At 42.6% G+C, this 20,325-nt stretch carries 14 protein-coding genes, 1 tRNA gene and 2 pseudogenes; 8 read left to right on the top strand and 9 right to left on the bottom strand.

Annotation, left to right across the window (positions count from 1 at the left end; genetic code table 11):
• Positions 1-1,176, top strand: coding sequence for an OmpA family protein (locus FW774_RS02560; protein ID WP_149346581.1), 1,176 nt, complete (start codon positions 1-3; stop codon positions 1,174-1,176).
• Between the two features lie 75 nt (positions 1,177-1,251).
• Here FW774_RS02560 and FW774_RS02555 read toward each other — a convergent pair whose 3' ends face one another.
• Together FW774_RS02555 and FW774_RS02550 are read right to left on the bottom strand one after the other, a co-directional pair.
• Positions 1,252-2,739 carry a SusD/RagB family nutrient-binding outer membrane lipoprotein gene (locus tag FW774_RS02555; RefSeq protein WP_149346580.1) on the bottom strand — a complete coding sequence of 496 codons (1,488 nt, stop codon included), beginning with the start codon at positions 2,737-2,739 and terminating at the stop codon, positions 1,252-1,254.
• An 11-nt stretch (positions 2,740-2,750) separates the two neighbouring features.
• Positions 2,751-5,882 carry a SusC/RagA family TonB-linked outer membrane protein gene (locus FW774_RS02550; RefSeq protein ID WP_149346579.1) on the bottom strand — a complete coding sequence of 1,044 codons (3,132 nt, stop codon included), beginning with the start codon at positions 5,880-5,882 and terminating at the stop codon, positions 2,751-2,753.
• A 332-nt stretch (positions 5,883-6,214) separates the two neighbouring features.
• Between FW774_RS02550 and FW774_RS02545 the strand changes: the two genes are divergently transcribed.
• Positions 6,215-7,015 carry a TerC family protein gene (locus FW774_RS02545; RefSeq protein WP_149346578.1) on the top strand — a complete coding sequence of 267 codons (801 nt, stop codon included), beginning with the start codon at positions 6,215-6,217 and terminating at the stop codon, positions 7,013-7,015.
• Positions 7,016-7,791: 776 nt separating this feature from the next.
• Here FW774_RS02545 and FW774_RS02540 read toward each other — a convergent pair.
• The 6 genes from FW774_RS02540 to FW774_RS02515 form a co-directional block, all read right to left on the bottom strand.
• A complete protein-coding gene (locus FW774_RS02540) occupies positions 7,792-8,820 on the bottom strand; it encodes a hemin-degrading factor (RefSeq protein ID WP_149346577.1) in 1,029 nt (342 codons plus the stop codon).
• An 11-nt stretch (positions 8,821-8,831) separates the two neighbouring features.
• Positions 8,832-9,617: a heme ABC transporter ATP-binding protein gene (locus tag FW774_RS02535; protein ID WP_149346576.1), complete on the bottom strand. Its 786-nt coding sequence runs from the start codon at positions 9,615-9,617 to the stop codon at positions 8,832-8,834.
• Position 9,618: 1 nt separating this feature from the next.
• The gene (locus tag FW774_RS02530; RefSeq protein ID WP_149346575.1) at positions 9,619-10,665 is read right to left on the bottom strand and encodes a FecCD family ABC transporter permease; all 1,047 of its coding nucleotides are present in this window, start codon (positions 10,663-10,665) and stop codon (positions 9,619-9,621) included.
• 6 nt (positions 10,666-10,671) lie between these two features.
• Complete coding sequence (locus tag FW774_RS02525) at positions 10,672-11,520, bottom strand: hemin ABC transporter substrate-binding protein (protein WP_149346574.1); 849 nt, start codon at positions 11,518-11,520, stop codon at positions 10,672-10,674.
• A gap of 84 nt (positions 11,521-11,604) precedes the next feature.
• The gene (locus tag FW774_RS02520) at positions 11,605-12,210 is read right to left on the bottom strand and encodes an HmuY family protein (RefSeq protein WP_149346573.1); all 606 of its coding nucleotides are present in this window, start codon (positions 12,208-12,210) and stop codon (positions 11,605-11,607) included.
• A 13-nt stretch (positions 12,211-12,223) separates the two neighbouring features.
• On the bottom strand, positions 12,224-14,338 hold the full coding sequence (locus FW774_RS02515) for a TonB-dependent receptor plug domain-containing protein (protein WP_149346572.1): 2,115 nt from the start codon (positions 14,336-14,338) through the stop codon (positions 12,224-12,226).
• Positions 14,339-14,437: 99 nt separating this feature from the next.
• Between FW774_RS02515 and FW774_RS02510 the strand changes: the two genes are divergently transcribed.
• The gene (locus tag FW774_RS02510) at positions 14,438-15,349 is read left to right on the top strand and encodes a helix-turn-helix transcriptional regulator (RefSeq protein WP_187774784.1); all 912 of its coding nucleotides are present in this window, start codon (positions 14,438-14,440) and stop codon (positions 15,347-15,349) included.
• 61 nt (positions 15,350-15,410) lie between these two features.
• On the opposite strand, the gene FW774_RS02505 is transcribed toward FW774_RS02510, so the two are convergent.
• On the bottom strand, positions 15,411-16,304 hold the full coding sequence (locus tag FW774_RS02505; protein ID WP_149346570.1) for an LD-carboxypeptidase: 894 nt from the start codon (positions 16,302-16,304) through the stop codon (positions 15,411-15,413).
• A 278-nt stretch (positions 16,305-16,582) separates the two neighbouring features.
• On the opposite strand from FW774_RS02505, the gene FW774_RS02495 reads away from it, so the two are divergent.
• The 5 genes and pseudogenes from FW774_RS02495 to FW774_RS20830 form a co-directional block, all read left to right on the top strand.
• Positions 16,583-17,044: a hypothetical protein gene (locus FW774_RS02495; RefSeq protein WP_242457679.1), complete on the top strand. Its 462-nt coding sequence runs from the start codon at positions 16,583-16,585 to the stop codon at positions 17,042-17,044.
• 24 nt (positions 17,045-17,068) lie between these two features.
• Entirely contained in the window at positions 17,069-19,129 is a 2,061-nt protein-coding gene (metG, locus tag FW774_RS02490) for a methionine--tRNA ligase (RefSeq protein ID WP_149346568.1), read from the top strand.
• Between the two features lie 24 nt (positions 19,130-19,153).
• A tRNA-Arg gene (locus tag FW774_RS02485) sits at positions 19,154-19,225 on the top strand.
• 161 nt (positions 19,226-19,386) lie between these two features.
• Positions 19,387-19,688, top strand: a pseudogene (locus FW774_RS02480) (hypothetical protein); the annotation flags it as partial.
• A 100-nt stretch (positions 19,689-19,788) separates the two neighbouring features.
• Positions 19,789-20,171, top strand: a pseudogene (locus FW774_RS20830) (type I restriction endonuclease); the annotation flags it as partial.
• Positions 20,172-20,325 lie beyond the last annotated feature (154 nt).

Genomic DNA, 20,325 nt, shown 5'->3' with positions numbered 1-20,325 from the left:
ATGTTCCGGTATGCTCTCATCGGACTGTTTTTTGCTCATACCTTCTGCCAGGCACAACAGCTAAACACGCTGGCTGCCGATCTTCCCGGGGCCATTGAGCTACAAGTCAACCGGCAATATACATTCAGCCGGTCGCCGGAGGGCTTTGGTAACGTTCAGGAGTTTCCGTTAGATCCACAACGCTCACACATTTATTTTAAAGAAGAACGTAACAGTGTTTGGTTTAAGGTGGTTATGCCTATGAACGGGATCTTTGAGTTTGAAATTACTCCGGAAAGTACAGACGACGATTACGACTGGATGCTGTTCACCTACAAGGATCCGCTGCAGCAGCAACTGCTTATACGCTCAAATAATGCCCGGAATGATAAAACGCTACGGTCAAAAACCGGTATTAAAGGCGGATATACGGCTATGTTTGTTACCCCGGGCCCGGGGAAAAGCTATTCCAGCCCTGTGATGGTAAAGCAAAACGACAGCTTAGCGTTGCTGGTAGATAACATCTATCCCCAGGGCAGAGGCTTTACCATATCGTTATCTTTAAAGCCGGATTATGCCATGACCGGCCAGGTCAAAGGCTTTGTAAAAGATAAGCTGCATCACAGGCCTCTAATTGCCAATGTGGCTTTAGAAGATGATTCTACCGGTGTTTTACTCAGTCAGACCGAGACAGACAGCCTGGGATTTTACAGCGTGAAGGCTCCGTTAAACCGGCCGGTTAATGTTACAGCCTCACACCAGGCATATTTGTTTGCTACAGAAGATATTATGTTAGACACGCTGCCTCAGAAACAGGTCGATTTTTTGCTTGATACCATTAAAGCTGGCAATAAGCTGATCTTATTTAATGTGCATTTTGCCCCTAACCGGGATGAAATTTTACCCAACTCGCAGGCTGATCTGGACCGGCTGGTTAAATTTTTGCAGCTTTATCCCGGTTTGAATGTACGCTTAGTGGGGCATACCAACAACAATGTATTTGCCGATATGCGCTACCTGCAAACACTCTCATTTAACCGGGCCATTGCCGTAAAGAAATATTTATTGAAGCAGGATATTCCCGAAAATCGTATCTCATGTGCCGGTATGGGCGGTAAAACTCCCCTGATACAAACTAAAGACACTGTATTAGGGATGAAGAATTTGCGGGTGGAAGTGGTGTTGGTGGGGAAATAAGGAATTAAAATAACAAATAAAGGAAGCTCAAAAGCTTCCTTTATTTGTTTATAATTAACAGCTAATTTTTACTAATTAATTATTATCCCACCACACCGGAATTTGAAGGGCTTGTAAAAACGCAGATGGTACCGAAGATGGAATATTCGCTTCATTATATGAACGCTCAGAAGAAGGATAAGGAAATCTTACCGGAATAGTTGGTATAACAGGTTCAATATCTAATTCTTCACCGGGATATACTTCATTATTTACCGTTAAAGCTGGATACCCTGTTCTTCTAAAATCATTATACGGTTCAAATTGCAAGAAGTTAGCGATATACTTTTGTGTCATTATCTGATTATAAGCAGTTGCTGATGATAGGCTTAATTGATTGCTAGCCTTATATGTATTTATTGTGAGAGCATCAGTTATACCGTACATAGCCATTGAGGCATCTATACCAGCATTATAAGCATTTATTACATTGGTATTAACCACTTTGCCTGCCTTCAAAAATTCTGCTTCAGCCCTTATAAAAGGCACCTCTGCGTAAACTAACATATATAAAGGCGCATCAGCAGCACTATAAAATGACCCTATAGAAGAGTAATTAACAAGAGATTTAGGTGGGGCATCATTAGTGACACCTACATAGTTACCTGCGTCAGCACCGGTAGCAACAGGATCTATTTGATATGGCAAACGCGGGTCATTCATTGATGACAATAAATTAATATAAAATATAGATGGTTTATCTGAGGTTGTCCATTTACCATCAATAGTATATTGATACCATGGGTTTTCTGCTCCCGCTTTGTCAAAATATTGAGTTTTAGGCATCTCTGTTTCTGTGATAGCACCTGCATCCAATGCTTGTAATGCTAAATTTGCTTGTGTACTGGCAGAATACCCAGGTGCATTAGAAAGTCTCAAATAAAAACGTGCCTTTAGAGTATATGCTAAATGTTGCCATTTAATCATATCCCCACCATATATCAGATCATCACTGCCAGGAATTTGCCCTGTTCCTTTTCCTGCATCTACTATAGCCGCATCAAGTAAACTTTGTATTTGTTTATAAATTTCTTCCTGCGAATCATATTTAGGATGTGCAATACCCTCATCAGCTTTAAATGCCTCAGAAAACGGCGCATCACCAAAACAATCTGTTATATAAGACATATTCCAAGCAATGATTATTTTGGCAATAGCACTATATGCCGGATTACCATTAGCTTCTGCTTTTTTTATAAGTACTGTGCTGGAGTTCATCACATCTGTATAAGAGGAGTACCGCCAAAAATTGTCTGTATCATCAGCTGTAATTCTATAATTGCCCTCATGAGGTCCTGCGGTAGCATATGCTAAATGCTTAGTTAATAAACTTGATGTACGTACCGGCCATCCACCAACTACCTCAAATGAAAAGGTACTTAATATAGCTGGAAGCATCAATTTTTCTGATACATTCTCAGGAGCATTGGGATCGTGATTAATATCCAGATACTTTTTACAACCCAATATTGATGGCAACAGAAAAAGTATCAAAAACACTGCTTTTATATTATTCATTTTCATGATTCTCTTGGTTAAAATTTAACATTAAGACCAAACGTCCAACCGCGGGTTCCTGGAGTTATAGCATGGTATAAACCCTGAGAATTTGTATCTCCCAGTAAACTACCTTCCGGATCTAAATAACTAAAATCAGATTTAATCCATAAATTTCTGCCTGTAACGGAAAAACTTACAGATTCAAATGGACTCTTTTGTATAAGAGATTTCGGTAAAGAATAACTAAGGGTGATTTCTCTCAATTTGACAAAACTTCCGTCTTCAACAAAGTTTTGGTCAACGTATGAATAAAAATTTTGAAAATAGCTTTGATCTTGGAGTACAGGGATTGTATTCGCTTTCCCGTCAGACTCACGTATACCATCCCATACCTTGGTTGTATTACGTTGTTCTGTAACTTTAGCAGTACCATAGTATGTTGAATAATACAAATCAAGGTTGAGAATATCTCCCCCTTGTTTTATATCAAATAACGTAGATAAGCTTAACCCTTTATACGTAAAAGTATTTCTAATGCCACCTGTCCAATCAGGAGTTACATTTCCAATAGGTCCGAGTTCATCAGATAGAATGGGATATCCATCATCATCTATTAACAATTTACCATCACTATTAGTCTTATATCCCTGTCCCCAAATTACACCATATCCATACTTTTTATCTACCCTGATTTGAGGAGTTGAGAAACCTCCTAAAAATATATTGTCTATGCCTTCAGCAAGAGACTTTAGCTTATAGTTATTTTTGGCATAGTTCAATAAAATATCCCAGGTGAAGTTCTTTGATTTCACCGGAGTAGCAGTCACTACTAATTCTACACCACGATTAGAAACCTCTCCTCCATTAATAACCTTATCAGAGTATCCGCCAGAACTTGCTACTTCCTGTAATAATATCTGATCTTTAGAAACTTTATCATAATAAGAGAACTCGATTCCTAAACGATTCCTAAAAAACCGCAAATCTGTACCAATTTCCGTTTCTGTTACTTTTTCTGGAGTCAAATCACTATTAGCTAAGACATTACTAAGCAGAAATCCATTTATCCCATTATAAGGAAATATGATTTCTCCCCTTGTCCCATCACTAGGGTTGGCCTGACTATAAGTTTGATAAACTAAGTAAGGATCAGCATCATTACCAGCTTGTGCATAAGATAAGCGAAGCTTACCATAAGAGAAATATTTATTGTTTGATAAACCTAAAAGATCCGAGAAAACAAATCCTACTGATGCTGAAGGGTAAAAGAAAGAATTATTTTTCTTAGGCAATGTAGAAGACCAATCGTTTCTAGCCGTTAAATTTAAAAATAAATATTCCTTATAATCCAATGAGCCAGCAGCATATAAACCTATCAATCTTCTACGTGAATCCAGTTGATAAGATTGCACTGTTTCAGCATTGGTAATATCATAATATCCGGGAACACTTAAATCTAAGCCCCGTATAGTACGACGTGCATACAACCTGTCATTAATATTATTACCTAATAATGCTGTAAAAGATAAATCATCATTAATCTTTTTATCGGCCGATAGGATTAAATCATTATTAATTTGTCGCTGTTTTATCGCCGCCTCGAACATTCGACCATTGGGAACAGATATTGTATTGATATTTATCCTTTCTGATTGTTGGTCAGTATAACTATCTAATCCGACTCTATTAGTTAGCTTTAACCATGGTAAAATCTGATAATTTAATTCATTGGAAATTATCATCCGATCAACCACGCTTGGCAGCGAATTGTTATTAACAATCCAAAAAGGATTATTAAAACCGGTTGTATAGTTGTTATTGGCTGTCCAAGCCAAATTGCCATACTTTTCATAAGCTTCTTTTATATCAAAAGATATAGGCGCAAAATTAAGCCCATAAGTAAACGATCGAGCCCCGTTCCCTTCTGAGAATCTATGATTTACAGAATTTATATAACTTACAGAAGTACTGGTCGTAAAGTTTTTGCTTAAATTAGAAGTAAAATTCGCCGTAAAAGAATTCTTCTTAAAGGTGTTGTTTGGAACTATACCATTCTGACTTAAGTTAGAATAACTTACAATGTAGCTTGACTTATCTCCACCCCCACTTAAAGAAATTGAATTATTATAGACAGTCCCCGTCCTATAAAATTCCTTCCTGGGATCAATGATTTTAGGCATCCCTATAGCATTAATCACATTTTGACTAACAGAATCCTTATGAGGTCCCCAGCTGGCAGAAGTTTGAGTTGCTCCAGTTTCGGCATATCCACCTAATTCAACTGGTAAGCCGCTTTTATATAAACCCAATGATCCCTGAAGATATGAAGTTTGATAACCATCTGTTATAGCATTATCAAATGAAGCATTAGAAGAGAATGAGACTTTAGGAAACCGCCTGTTTAAATCTTTTTCACCTTTCTTGGTAGTTATCAAAATAACACCAAATGCACCGCGTGACCCATATAATGCACTAGCCGAGGCTCCTTTTAATACACTAATACTTTCAATTATATTAGGATCGATATCTATAGCCCGATTACTGCCATAACCATTAAACAATGCACTTTCTGTATTTTCGCTTATCCCTCTGTTAGTGCTATTATCAACCGGGATACCATCTATTACAAATAAAGGTTCATTATTACCATTAATAGATGTATTACCTCGAATGGTGATACGGGAAGAAGATCCAGCCTGTCCACCTGAATTATTAATTTGTACACCAGCCACTTTACCAGCCAAAGCATTTACAATATTCGGTTCACGTGATGACACTATTTCATCACCATCAACATTTTGAACGGAATAACCTAAGCTTTTTTTCTCACGTTTTATCCCCAGCGCAGTCACAACAACCTCACCCAGTTGTTTGGTATCTAACGAAAGACTGGTACTGATTACATTGCTGGTGCCTACGGTTATTTCTTTACTGGCATAACCAATATACGTAAATACCAAAACAGCACTGCTTGGTGCTTTAATAGAGTACGTACCGTTGGGACCGGTTTGCGTACCTACTGTTGTTCCCTTGATTTTTATACTCACGCCGGGAAGCGGAGAACCGTCCTGGCTATCAGTAACCGTACCGGTGATGGTACGCTCCTGCGCAACTGCACATACAGATACAATAAGCAGGATGAATAAACTTGATAGAAGTTTTTTCATACTCTGGTGTTTAAAGTTAATGATTAATAATATGTAAAAGTGTGTAACTCAATTTTTATCTCAAAATTTTTTTTAACATTTTTTAACATTTATTTTTAAAGTTGTACTATTTTTACAGTTAGATTATTTTTTTAATAATAAAAGCATTGATTTATTGATATTTTAATATCTATTAAAGGAATTATAGCTGAATTTCGTTGAGCTTAGGTTCATAAAACAACTCATCAAAACAGGCACTTTTCAGGCTATAACAATTGTTGTTTTAATTCGTTTTACAACGTGTAAAATATTTTTCTTTTTTTCTACTTTTAGCCCCAGATTAGGTTACACGTATGGAATTTCTGTTTACTCCCGAGGCATGGATCTCGCTCATCACCCTGACCGTACTTGAAATAGTTCTGGGTATTGATAACATTATTTTTATCTCCATACTATCCGGTAAGCTGCCCCAAAGCCAGCAAAAAAAGGCCCGGCAGGTAGGGCTCGGTCTTGCTATGATCACACGGGTATTGTTGCTGCTCTCGTTAAGCTGGATCATGACGCTAACTTCGCCGCTTTTTAATATCGGCACCTGGTTCAATGTTCAGAACGAGTCGCTGCTTGAAAAAATGGCTATCTCAGGCCGCGATCTTATCTTATTGCTCGGAGGATTATTTCTTATTTATAAAAGCACCAGCGAAATTCACGAGAAGCTGGAAGGCGATGAGCACGAGAACGCTGCAAAGGCTCCCAAATCTTTCTGGGGAACCATTATCCAGATCCTGATATTAGATATTGTTTTTTCGCTCGACTCGGTGATCACTGCTGTAGGTATGGCACAGCATATTGAGATCATGATAGCCGCCGTAGTTATTGCTGTAATTATCATGATGATCTCTTCGGGCAGCATCAGCAATTTTGTGAACAGGCACCCTACCGTAAAGATGCTGGCATTATCATTTTTACTGCTCATCGGTGTGTCGTTGCTGGCCGAAGCCTTAGATCAGCACATCCCCAAAGGCTATATTTATTTTGCCATGGCATTTTCTGTCCTGGTAGAAATGCTTAATCTCAAAATGAAAGCCAATGCCTCAAAACCCGTACGGTTGCATAATATGGGCGAAGAAGCGGAAAGCCCGGAGAAAAAAAGCTGATAACGTTCGGGGGCCTGATCATTATTTTTAGAAAAGCCGTGGCAGCATTACTTCGGTAAAAGTAGTGCTGCCACACGCTTATACGGCCGGTATCCGCTCCTGTGTTTTAGGTTTAGTTAATGTGAGCTTTGGATGTTATTTATTGCGTATCAATGATTTATGTTTCAGTCGATAGAAATATTGATTAGGATGAACGTAAAAAGCTAATGCTGAAACACGTTCATCATGAGGGAGTATCCGTATTAGCGTCACGTTAATTTTGTGAAATTATACCTAATTTATTGCTAATTAAGCAGTTGCATTCAAAAAAAGTACAGACAGAGCTAAAAAGCCCGGAACCCCGTCACCCTGAACTTGATTCATCCCGAAACTTCGGGATTAAAGCGGCGCTTATGCTGCTATTTAGGAGATTCCGGATCCCCCGAGTACCCGGGGGGAAGGACGGTAGGGGCTTTTTAGCTTCTTATCTTGACGCGAATGCGAAACCTCGGGACGAGGATCCCGAGGCCTCGGGAAAGCAACCGAACGCAGTGAGCTCATGAATACCATTGAAAAAACATAAAGACTAATGATTATTAATCGAACTCACGTTAATTTGAGGCCCAAAACTCACGCTTAGTTAAACAAAGAGGGTGTCTAAAAAGTCAACAAAGCCAATTAATGAGCAGTCACGCTGACCCCGAAGTCTCGGGGAAGCGTCTGTAGCCACAATGAACCAATCCTTCGACAGGCTCAGGATGACCATCGCAGACTTTTAGACACCCTCTTTTGATTAATTAAAGCAATCCTAAATTTTTCAGCAGTGCACGCCAGCCTTCGCTTTCGGGAATACCGGGCTTGCGTTTACCAAAGTACTGGATAACGATGTTTCCTGCTTCATCAAAAGCCTCGATGCTGTGCACCAAACCTTCGGAAGTAGGTTTTTTAACCAGCCATGCCGAAGCCACACCGTCTAAACGCAGGTGCAGGTTAAAATCCGGGTCGAGTACATTAAACCAGGGACCTGTTTCAAGTAATTTTTGTACGGGGCCGGTGTGTATTTGTATGCAGCCCGGATTACCAACAAATACCATAATTTCCTGCTGCGTGCCGGCCGCGGTTTGCAGCGTTTTTTTCAGGACATCCACTTCAAGGGGCTTGGCATAATCATCCGGCGCAAGCCTCAATGCCTGTGTACGTGTGACGCCATATTTGCGCAGCATACCAAAAAAGTGATGCGTGTCCTGCAACGCTCTCCAGGCATCGCGAAACCCTTCAACATTGATTTCCTCGTCCGGAGTTTCATCAACAGCTTCCCTTGCCGGCGCAATCAGTAATTCCTGCAATTGCTCTTCGGCCCGGTATTTTGCCACCAGCAAGTGGTAAGCACTTTCGTCGCTTTCTTCTGTAAGATAAATTTTGTGCACCGCTTCGCCATGCTGGTCGAAAAACTGCAGGCTGCGACGGTTATTTTCATTAACCGCGAAACCAAACTGCCACTGATCCATAAACAGGCGCAAATCAATATCGGGAGTAACCACCAACCCGATATGTCCGTTAAACGACGCTTTTTTGTAAACGCCTTTCCGCTCATGAACGCAATAATCATTACGGGTAAGCGCCAGTACTTTTCCCAGTGTGTTCACTTCTTTCAGCAACTCCTGAAACTGACTGTTTAGCCGGATATTGTATTCGCCTACACCGGTATTCACCAGCCCGGCCTCGGTAACATGAAGCTGCTTAGCCGCTTCGCGGATGCGTAGTTTAGGTTGTTCGGCTTTTAATTTATCCCATTGTTCTTTTAAGCTTATGAGTTCTTTTTCCATTTTGTTAAAATTTAATTGTTATTGTAAACCGCCGGAATAACCAGCGGACATTTTGAGTGTTCTTCATCCATCAGGCGTACGTTTATGCCAAAGGCCTGGTGAATATTTTCGCAGGTAATTACTTCGGATGGTAATCCGTAAGCAATCATTTCGCCCTTTTTTAATATCAGTATTTTGTCGGCGAAGCGGGCCGCCAGGTTAATATCGTGTAAAACACAAACTACGCCATGCCCTTTATTGGCCAGCAGGCGGGCGGTGTTTAATATACGTTGCTGGTACAGCAGGTCTAATCCGTTTACGGGCTCGTCCAGGAACAGGTATGAGTCCGGAACATCGTAAATCTGTGCAATGACACGGGCCAGTTGCACGCGTTGCTGTTCTCCGCCCGACAGCGTGCCGTAATCTCTTTCGGCGAAAGCGGCGATACCCGTTTCGGCCATTACCGCATCCGCTATCTCATAATCTATGGGTCGCGGGCGAAGCTCGTAATGCGGATAGCGCCCCATCATGACCAGCTCGCGGACGGTAAACGATATGGATAAGGTGTTATGCTGACTGAGCACGGCCCTGATTGCTGCCAGCTGTGCGGAAGAGAGCTGGCTAAGCGGCGAGTCGTTAATCATGATACTGCCCGAATGTGGTCGCTGGTCGCCGCAAAGCAATTTAAGTAAGGTACTTTTCCCGGCGCCATTGGCACCGATAATGACCAGCATTTCGCCTTCGTGTATGCGGAAACCGACGTTTTTGAGCAGATTATTTTTGCCAACCCGGTAGCTTATGTTATCAACTATAATCATTTCAAAACAGTTTTTTTCGATGATAGGTAATGATGATGTAAATGAATACCGGCGCTCCCACCAATGCGGTGATGATGCCTATGGGTAATTCGGCCGGGGCAACAATGGTTCTGGCCAGCAAATCGGCCAGGGTAAGCACGGCCGCTCCCAGCAATGCGGATGCGGGAATAACCAGGCGATGGTCGGCGCTGAAAAGCATGCGGATAATGTGCGGAATGATAAGCCCGATAAAGCCGATTGTTCCCGAAACCGCTACAGAGGCTCCCACAGCCATTGTAGACAGGATAATTACAGCACTTTTAACCCGGTTAATGCGAATACCCATGTGCGAGGCCTGTGTTTCGCCGAGAGCGAACGCGTTCAGCGATTTTGCCATGAACGGCAAAACGATTAATGGAATACCCACGAAGGGCAATAACGTTAATACCGATTCCCAGCTGGCGCCACCCAGGCTACCCAGGTTCCAGAACGTGATGTTCCGCAGCTGCTCATCGGTTGCCAGGTAGGTCATTAAACCCACAAAGGCAAACGCAAGGGCATTAATGGCAATACCTGCAAGCAAGAGTGCCGTGATATTTGATTTTCCGCGATGTACCGAAATGCGGTAAACCAGGAACGTGGTTAAGCAGGCTCCTGTAAAAGCCGCTACGGATAAGGCATAATAACCAAATTGCGCCTGTAAATTGTGAAACAGGGATGCTCCAAGCACAATCATGAGAACGGCGAATAAGGATGCTCCGGATGATATCCCAATAAGGCCCGGTTCTGCCAGCGGATTGCGGAATAATCCCTGTAAGGATGCTCCGGAGATAGCCAGGCCAGCGCCGATAAGCACGCCCAATAATACCCGTGGAATACGTAAGGCCAATAATACTGCTTCCTGCTGCGGGTCGAAATGATTTGTGCTACTTACGCCAAACTGGTGCAACAGGATAGCCCAAAATTCATTGAAAGTGATGGATACAGCGCCCACACAGGCGGAAACAACAATAACTGCCAGCAGCAGCAAGGCTAACCCAATTAGTATTAAACCAAAATTTCTTTGCACTGTAGCCTATTTTATTTTTTGTGCCAACTCGTTAATGGCTAATCCCAACCGTGGGCCGAAGCTGGTTAGCAGCTCGCCATCCATGGTAATGAATTTTTGATTTTTTCCGGCGTTGGTTTGGGCTATACCTTTTACCTGTGATAAACCCTGAACTCCGCCAAGGCTTTGCATGCCGCTGTCGAACAATAAAATCACATCAGGATTTGCCAGAATCAGCGCTTCGGGTGTTAATGGCTTGTAATCTGTAAATCCTTTTACGGCATTTTCGCCGCCGGCCAGCTGTATGATTTTTTCTACCGGAGTGTTTGTTCCTGAAACCATCATGGTTCCTGTGCCACGGGCATAAATAAACAGCACTTTAGGCTTTGTGGCAGCCTTTTTGATTTTACCGGCTGCGGCAAGGTCGGCATCCAGCTTTTTAATGATAGTTTCAGCCTGCTGTTGCCGGCCAAATTTTGCTGCTACTTCGCGGATGAGCTTCCGTGTTCCGGCGGAAGAATACTCCTGGTTAAAGAGCTCCAGCTTAACGCCGGCGCTTTTCAGCTGTGCAACCAGCTCGGGTTTAACATCGGTAGTTAAACCGGTAACCACTTCGGGCTTTAGGGCCAGTATGCCTTCGGCAGAGATATTCCGGTTGTGGCCTACTTTGGGTTTTGATTTCAGGCTAACCGGGTAATTGCTGGTAATATCTGTTCCTACAATATTGTTTTCCAGACCAATATCAGCTAAAATTTCGCTGATGGTGCCGTTTACGGATACAATTCTTGCGGGAGTTTTACCAAATCCGGTTAAAGGAATAGCAAATAATATCGCCCGGATAACGTTTTTTTTAATGATCTTACTGAGTTGTTTCATTCTGGATATTTACTTAAAAAGTAGGTTCTGCCCGGTATGGGCAGAACCTGGAGTCACCATTAACCAACAATAGAGTACGTTTATTTATTTTAAGTTTGTTGTTCCGTCTGCCTGGTAAACAAAGCGGAAGGTGTAAACTTTTGATTTCGGACGTGTCGCTAAATCAGCGAAAGCGGACGTTGTTGTATCGGGATTTCCCAGGTAATAGCTTTGCATTTCAAGCTTCGCGTATTTACCGGTACTGGTTTTTACTACAATTATTTTTCCGGGAACCATCAGAATAGCATGCTGCGGCTCTGTGGTGTTGGTGTAGTTATACCAGCCGGTAATGGCTTTTTCTGTTGCCGAATCGCTTTTATAACCGCTTGTTGGCGCTACGGTTAAATCGGCAAATGTGCTGTTCACAACCTGTGCCTGGGTTGTGCCGGGGCCGGAAGTTCCGCTGTTAACATAAATGGTAGTACCCGAAAATTTTAAATCCCATTTATTGGTTTGTATATCATTTCCGGTTACCTGTGAATTGGTGCTCAGGCTGTAATATACATCGCCTGCAGAGCCGTCAAGGTCATTAACCTGGTTTACGGTAAGCGTGCTTTCTTCGGGCTGAGCGTCGTCTTTGTCTTTACTGCAGGCAGCCAGCAATGTTACGCTGCCGATAAGTACTAATGCAAGTGTTCTGAATTTGTTCATTGTTATTTTATGTTTAATTGTTTACGTTATTTTTTGAAAAGTGATAAGAAATGCCGGCGTAAAGCAGTCTTCCCGGCAGGTTGCTGATGGTAAGCGGAGCCTTATAATCGAACAGGTTCTCGGCGGTAAGCTGTGCGCATAACCGTTTTTTAAAGAGCAGTTTTGAAACCGATGCGTTAAATAACGTGTAACCTTTTACATACTCGTCATCGCGGTTTACAATTCCATTGCCATCGGCATCCGAAAAGCCGTAACGTCCCCGGTAAATGGCCCGCAGCGAAGCGGTCAAGCCGTATTTATTTTCCTGGTAGGTAAGGCGTACATTGGCCATGTATTTTGAGCGATTGAGCAGACCGCCATAATCGCTCATGGTAACCCGTACAGCCTCACGGGTTTGAGGGTCTGTACCAAATACCTGTTTCTGCCTGATCTTGTCAACTACGCTTTCATCATAAGCTTCCAGGTACTGAAAGCCTCCGGCGGCAGCCCAGTTTTTAAAGAAACGGTAATTTACTTCGGTTTCAATACCCCTGGTGTATACTTTGTAAATATTGGAATAAGAGTAAACCGATTGCCCGTTGGTTTTAATGGCGATAGGCTCTGAATCAATCAGGTCGCTGATATTGTTGCGAAACGCGTTGACGGTCCACATCAGGTTTTTGAACGGGCTGTAGCGGTAACCAAAATTGTAAGCGGTAGAGCTTTCGGCGTTCAGCTTATTCAACGATGCCGGGTCAACCAGAATGGTTTGTATCTGTCCGTCCTGCTGCAGCCGGGCAATGCCGGGTTTTACCTGCTCATACCCGAACACGGTATATCCCACAACGGCATTGGTGAAATCAAGATACAACTGCCTGAAATCCGGCGCTTTATATCCTTTTCCGGCCGAAGCCAGTATCACGAACTTATTTGAAAACAGGCTGTAGCTTGCTGCCAGCTTCGGACTGAACTGTGATTTATACACACTATGCGCATCGTACCGTCCACCAGCTATTACATTCAGTTTTTTTAGCGGATACCAGTCGGCTTGTGCATATAAATACCCCGAAGTAAATGATTCTTTCTGGTCATAACGGGTGGCTTCTACCTGCTCATATTGTCCGCCAACGCCGGATGTTAAACGCAGCGTACGGTTCAACTTATAATCGCCCTGTATTTCTGCCCGGTTAAAATCCTGGTTGAAGTACGATTCATCGTAAAGCGTGTGGTCATCGGTATAATTTAAGGCCGATTGTGTGCGATAGGTTGAACGGTAGAGGCGTAATGTTCCTGTTAATTTTTCAGAAAAGCGGTGAATTACCGATGGCGACAGGTTAAAATCTTTTTCAGAGCCATCGCCTGAAACCTGGCGGCTATCTACCAGATACCGGTCGGTTTGGTTGTTGTTGTAATTACGGATGGATAAGTTCAAATCGGTATTACGGCCTAATTTGTACGCCATTTTTCCGCTAAGTGTATAGCCATAAAACGGCGAAACGGTAGGGCTGCCCGATTGCGGTTGCAGGCTGTATCCGCTGCTGCTGTAGCGGTTAACAAAGCCGGATGCCGTAAGCTTTTCATTTCCGTAACCTGCACTAAGCGACAGGTCGGCGGTATTGTTTGTTCCATAACGGCTGGAAAAGCTGCCGGATACGCCGGGCTGCGGTGTAGCCGTTATGATATTGATGACCCCGGCCATTGCCTCGCTGCCGTATAGCGAAGAAACCGGACCTTTTACAATTTCTATTTTATCTACATTGTTGGTGGTAATTCGCGAAAGCTCCAGAATGCCGGTTGTGCGACCAATGAGCGGTAAGCCGTCAATCATTATCATGGTATAGTCGGGGCTGAAACCCTGCATTTGCACTCCCTGGCCGTGTGCGTCGGGCAATACAGCCAGCCCGGTTTGCTCGGCTAAAATTTCGTTCAGGCGCACCAGTCCACGGTTACGGATTTCCTGTCCGCTGATTTGACTTACGGGCAGTGGAACCTGCATGGGATTCTTTTCTGTCTGCGTAGCAGTAACTACCACCTCTTTAAGCTGGTTAATTTTCACGCTGTCTGTGCCAGCCGAAACACTGTCGGTATTTACCTGCGCATTTGCTAGCGAAGGGATCAGAAGAACCAGGCAAAAAATAAATTTTAGCATTTATTTAGACTAATTACAAATAATGATGCAAATTTGCAGCCTGTTTGTATGCCGGGGTTAACGACATACGGATTTAAAACAACGTTTAACGGATTTTCTATGCGTCTGACATTTGGCTCGATTGATAACCCGCTGCTTTTGGAACTGGAGTATCCTGCAGCATTTAGCTGTGAGGGATACCTGGAAGAGCGTAATACGGAAGGTATTAACGGTGAGATCGATGTGAATGAGATATGGTTTGATGGCGTTTGCCTGACCGGATGCCGGTTTAAGCCTGAACAAAAAAGCTGGTGGCTTGCACAGTGTACACAGGTGTGCTGGCTGATGCTTTTTGTATTGGAAGGTTCGCTGGCCTTATCGCCGGAAGGTAAGCCGGATATTATTTTAAAGAACGACCGTTATTATACTTTTTCAGACTGTCCGTTAGATCTGAAATTCTATATGAAGCAACCGGTACAGGTTTTTTGGGTTTGCTTAGCTAACAACTATTTAAAAAAGCTGCCGGACAAAGGCCAAATATTATTGGAGCTTGTAGCAGACAGCGGGCCGGTCACTTCGCGTTCGCGGGAGATTATCCATGCCATACTGAATGCCGGTCAGCAGGCATCTGCCAGGCGCATTTTCCTGGAGGCAAAGGTATTAGAGCTGCTATCGTTACAGTTGGGGCGACTGGAAGCAGAGCAGCGTGTTACCGATGCCGATGATGTTGAGAAATTATATCTTGCCAAAAGTATTATCGAACAAAATATACAATCGCCCTGCTCGCTGATAGAGCTGGCCCGAAAAAGCGGACTGAATGATTTTAAGCTGAAAAAAGGGTTTAAAAGTGTATTTGGCAATACGGTTTTCGGATATCTGTTTGAGCTGCGAATGGAAAAGGCTTATGCTCTGCTTCAACAGGGAAAAACCGTTGGCGAGGTTGCCGAAGCCGTGGGTTACAAAAACCAGCACCATTTTACCGCGGCTTTTAAGAAGAAGTTTAACATGCTGCCCAGTAAGGTTGGCAGGTGACGGGGCTGATGGTTAATTCAGAAACAAGAGCATAGAAGCAAGAAACAAGACAAGGAGAGGCTTAATAGGTTAGCAATACGTTCCGGGCATCTACCCGGAGTGTTACCGTTTTACCGAATATCAGGGCATGGTTATTATCAATATGTCCGGCAGGGAAATGAAAGGCTACCGGGAAATCAAATTCCTGTACATGTTCGGCAATAATTTCTTCGGCTGTTAAGCCAAACGGAACATCGTTATCTTTGCAGGCGGTAAATCCACCTACCACCAAGCCGGCCAGTTGTGATAGCTTGCCCGCCCGTTTTAAATGCCAGAGCATCCGGTCAATGGAATACAGGTATTCGCCTACATCTTCAATAAACAAAATTTTGCCGGTAAAATCCATTTCAGAAACAGAGCCATCTAATATCATCAGCAAGGTAAGATTGCCGCCGATGAGTTGTCCGGTTGCTTTACCAATTCTATTCAGCTTATTGCTCTTACAGGTATAATGAAGCTCTTCGCCAAACAAGGCTTTACGCAGGGTATGCAGCGAAACTTTAGTCGCATCCGGAACATTCAGCGGCATCTGTCCGTGGATGGTTTGTATAGAAAAATTGGCATGAATGTGACTATGCAGAACGGTAATATCGCTGAAACCGGCAATCCATTTAGGGCGTTTCTGAAAAGTTGAGAAATCCAGGCGGTCAATGATACGGATGGTGCCATAGCCGCCTCGTGCCGCAATAATCGCTTTAACGGAGGTATCATTCAGGAAACGCTGCAAATCACGGGTGCGCAGCTCGTCATCTCCGGCATATTGATGATACGAAGCGGTTACGGTTTCACCCAGCACTACTTCTAAATCCCATGATTGTAACAGGGCCACTGCCGCATCAATAGGCCCGGGCAATTTTTTTGCCGGGCAGGTGATGGCAATTTTATCGCCTTGTTTTAGATATGGAGGAGCGATCATCCTTTATCTGATTTTTTATCTTTAATTTCAATCTTCAATGAGGCAAATTGAATATCTTTGCAAGATAATAATTGCCATTTTATAATGGAGAGAAAAATAAGCAGAACGGTCAAAAAAGTAAATCTCAAAGATTATGATCAGTCTTTTGAGGACATGCAGTATTGGCTTTCTAAATCTCCACAAGAAAGGATTGCCGCTGTAACATTTCTTATACATCAAAACTTATCTCCGGGAGAGCGGATGGATAGGAGCCATATTGTCCGGTTAAAAATGAAAAAATGATATTATCTCCCGATTTCGAGGATTTTATAAAATTATTAAATAAATATGAAGTTGATTATCTGATAGTAGGCGGATATGCTATGGCATTTCATGGTAAGCCCAGATATACCGGAGACCTTGATATTTGGATAGATATTTCTGATGCTAATGCCGAAAAAATGTTATTGGTTATAAAAGACTTCGGATTTTCTTCTTTAGGGTTCCGGAAAGAAGATTTTTTAAAGGAGAATCTGATAAATCAAATTGGGTATCCGCCTTTGCGAATTGATATATTAACAAGTATTGATGGTATAAAATTTCCGGACGCCTATTCCAAAAAACTTACTATTGAATTGGAGGGTACTAAGGCACATTATATCGGTCTTGGCGATTTAATTACCAATAAGCAATCAAGTGCCAGGCTGATAGATATTAGCGACGTAAAAGATTTACAGAAGCAAAAAAAGAATAAAAATTGATATTAGGACGATAATTTATATACATTGAAACAGGAGCTTTATAAACGATATACCATCACTTCGGCTTTGCCTTATGCCAACGGCCCCCTGCATATCGGCCATCTGGCAGGCGCTTATATTCCGGCTGATATTTTTGTGCGTTACCTGCGTTTAAAAGGTAAAGATGTAGTGTATATATGCGGCTCGGATGAACATGGCGCCGCTATCACGATAAAAGCCAAAAAAGAGGGCACAACGCCGCAGCAGATCATTGATAAATATCATCAGCAGATAAAGAACAGCTTTGAGGAGTTTGGTATTGCCTTTGATTTTTATCATCGTACTTCGGCCGCTATTCATCACGAAACGTCTAAAGAGTTTTTCCTGAACCTGTATCATAAAGGTGAGTTTGTTGAGAAGTTCTCGGAGCAATATTATGATGCGGAGTTTGACCAGTTCCTGGCCGACCGCTACATTACCGGTACCTGTCCGCATTGTGGTAATGAAAATGCCTATGGCGACCAGTGCGAAAAATGCGGCACATCGTTAAATCCTACCGATTTAATTAACCCGAAATCCACATTGAGCGGAAAAACACCGGTACTGCGCCCTACCAAACACTGGTATCTTCCGTTAGATAAGTATCAGCCCTGGCTGGAAAAATGGTTGCTGGAAGGCAAAAAGGATAAGCTGAAGCCGAATGTGTACGGGCAGTGCAGCTCATGGCTGAAACAAGGCTTGCAGGCCCGTTCCATGACCCGCGATTTGGATTGGGGAGTAGATGTTCCGCTGGACGAGGCCAAGGGTAAAAAATTATACGTGTGGCTCGATGCGCCTATCGGCTATATCTCATCTACCAAGCAATGGGCGCTGGATAAGGGTAAGGATTGGGAAAAATACTGGAAGAAGCAACCCAACGAGGCCGATAATTCCTGCCTGATTCATTTTATCGGTAAAGACAACATTGTTTTCCATTGCATTACGTTCCCGTCGATTTTACATGCGCATGGCGACTATATCCTCCCCGAGAATATACCGGCTAACGAGTTTCTAAACCTGGAGGGCGAGAAGCTTTCCACATCGCGGAACCATGCTGTTTGGCTGCATGAGTATTTGCAGGATTTTCCGGGCAAGCAGGATGAGCTGCGCTATGTGCTGACTTCTATCCTTCCCGAAACTTCTGATAGTGAGTTTACCTGGAAAGATTACCAGGCTCGGGTAAACAATGAGCTGGTGGCCATTTTAGGGAATTTTGTAAACCGGGTAATGGTACTGATGCATAAGTATTTTGAGGGTAAAGTTTCGGGTACAAGTGCGCATATAACGGATGAACTGGTAAAGAGCGATATCGCTAAAGCTTATACCGAAGTTGAAGAAAGCATTGGTTCATACAAATTCAGGCAGGCGCTGGCGGCCGTAATGGATGTTGCCCGTTTAGGCAATCGTTACCTGACCGAGAAGGAACCCTGGAAATTGTATAAAACTGACCCGGAGCAAACCCGTGAAGTGCTGCAAAATTGCCTGCACATTATCGGACATCTTGGCGTGCTGATGCAGCCTTTTTTACCATTTTCTGCAAAGAAGATTTTCGCGATGCTCCATATCAACCGCGATAGCGTAGATTATAATACCCCGGTTTGGTTTGAAGATGGTCATAGCCTGGGACAAGCGGAACTATTATTTGAAAAAGTAGAAGACAGCGTCATCGAGGCTCAGCTTAACAAGCTGAAAGAGCGGGCAAATGCTGCGGCAGTAAGTCAATCGACAGCTCCGGCAAAGGCCAATATTAGTTATGAGCAGTTTACCAGCATGGACATCCGGGTGGGAACCATTTTGACTGCTGAGAAGGTAGCTAAAACTAAAAAGCTGCTCAAACTCACTATTGATACCGGGATAGACCAACGTACTGTGGTATCGGGTATAGCTGAATACTATGCTCCCGAAACCATCGTCGGGCAACAGGTAAGCATCCTGGTCAACCTGGAGCCACGGGAGATAAAAGGCATTTTATCGCAGGGGATGATTTTGATGGCAGAAAATTCGGAAGGAAAACTTACTTTTGTGCAGCCTGCCGAAAAATTTGAAGCAGGCAGCGTGGTGAGGTAATTTAATAATACCTGACCTGATTCCGGCCCTGTAGTTCAACGGATAGAATAGAAGTTTCCTAAACTTTAGATATGGGTTCGATTCCCGTCGGGGCTACTTAGCAAAGCTTCAACGATAGTTGAGGCTTTTTTATGTTCTACAAATGGAAAAATTCCTAATATTACATATACTTAATTGATTCAAACCTTCATAATTAAACTCCGTTTTTAGGACGTAGGGAAAGTAATAAAGTTTATTAACTTTAGGGGTATACTTAGAACGAAATAATAGACAGGGCATTGCGGAAAAGAGTTTCGTTATATCCGCTTTTAGCTATCCGTGAATTGGTTGCTAATGCGATCATACATCAGGATTTTGCCGTCAAAGGTAGTTCGCCAATGGTAGAGATTTTTAGCAATCGGATAGAAATTACCAAAGAGAAAGGTTTGGGATTGATGAACAAAACTATTCTATGGCTTCACGTATTATTTCTGAAACCATTCAGGCAGGTCTAATTAAAGATTATGATACAGAAAATAAATCGAAAAAATACGCAAAATATGTCCCTTTCTGGTTCTGAAATCTTATGTGATGGTTATGTGACTGAAGGCTGCCAAACTCACATAAGACACTGAATATCAATTTTTTTTATATAATTGTAATGTGACTAAACAACAAAAATGAGAAACAGCATCACCGAAAACGAAATAGAAGAAATCGCCTTGGATTATTTAAAAAGTTTAGGATATGAATACCTGAACGGACTAAATATATCTCCTGATGGCAACCACCCTGAAGGCCGTACAATGAAGTGGTGCTGACCACTCGTTTACATGATACTATTGACAAACTCAATCCTGCCCTTTCACAAGATACCAGGCGAAAAAAATATATAGAAGGCAACCAAAAACAAGCGACCTGATTTGATTTTGTTTATCAACGGTTTGCCATTAGTGGTTATAGAACTCAAAAATACAGTAGATGAAAATGCCACTATCAAATCAGCGTACAATCAACTGGAAACAATATAAATAAGCTATTCCCTTCGTTGTTTACTTACAATAATACAGTGAATTATTACATTTTTTGATTTTAATGCAACCGGCTGGTCCCCAACCCGCTATAAAAAACAACTGCCCGGCGTACCGGGCAGTAAGGTTAGTTTGAATAGTCCCATCGTGCAGCCATAGCTGCTAAATATTTTTTTGTTTTGCCGG

This window comes from Pedobacter sp. BS3 (assembly GCF_008274585.1).
Lineage (GTDB): Bacteria > Bacteroidota > Bacteroidia > Sphingobacteriales > Sphingobacteriaceae > Hufsiella_A.
The sequence above is the reverse complement of the archived record's forward strand: the minus strand, read 5'-3'. Positions and strand labels throughout refer to the sequence as shown.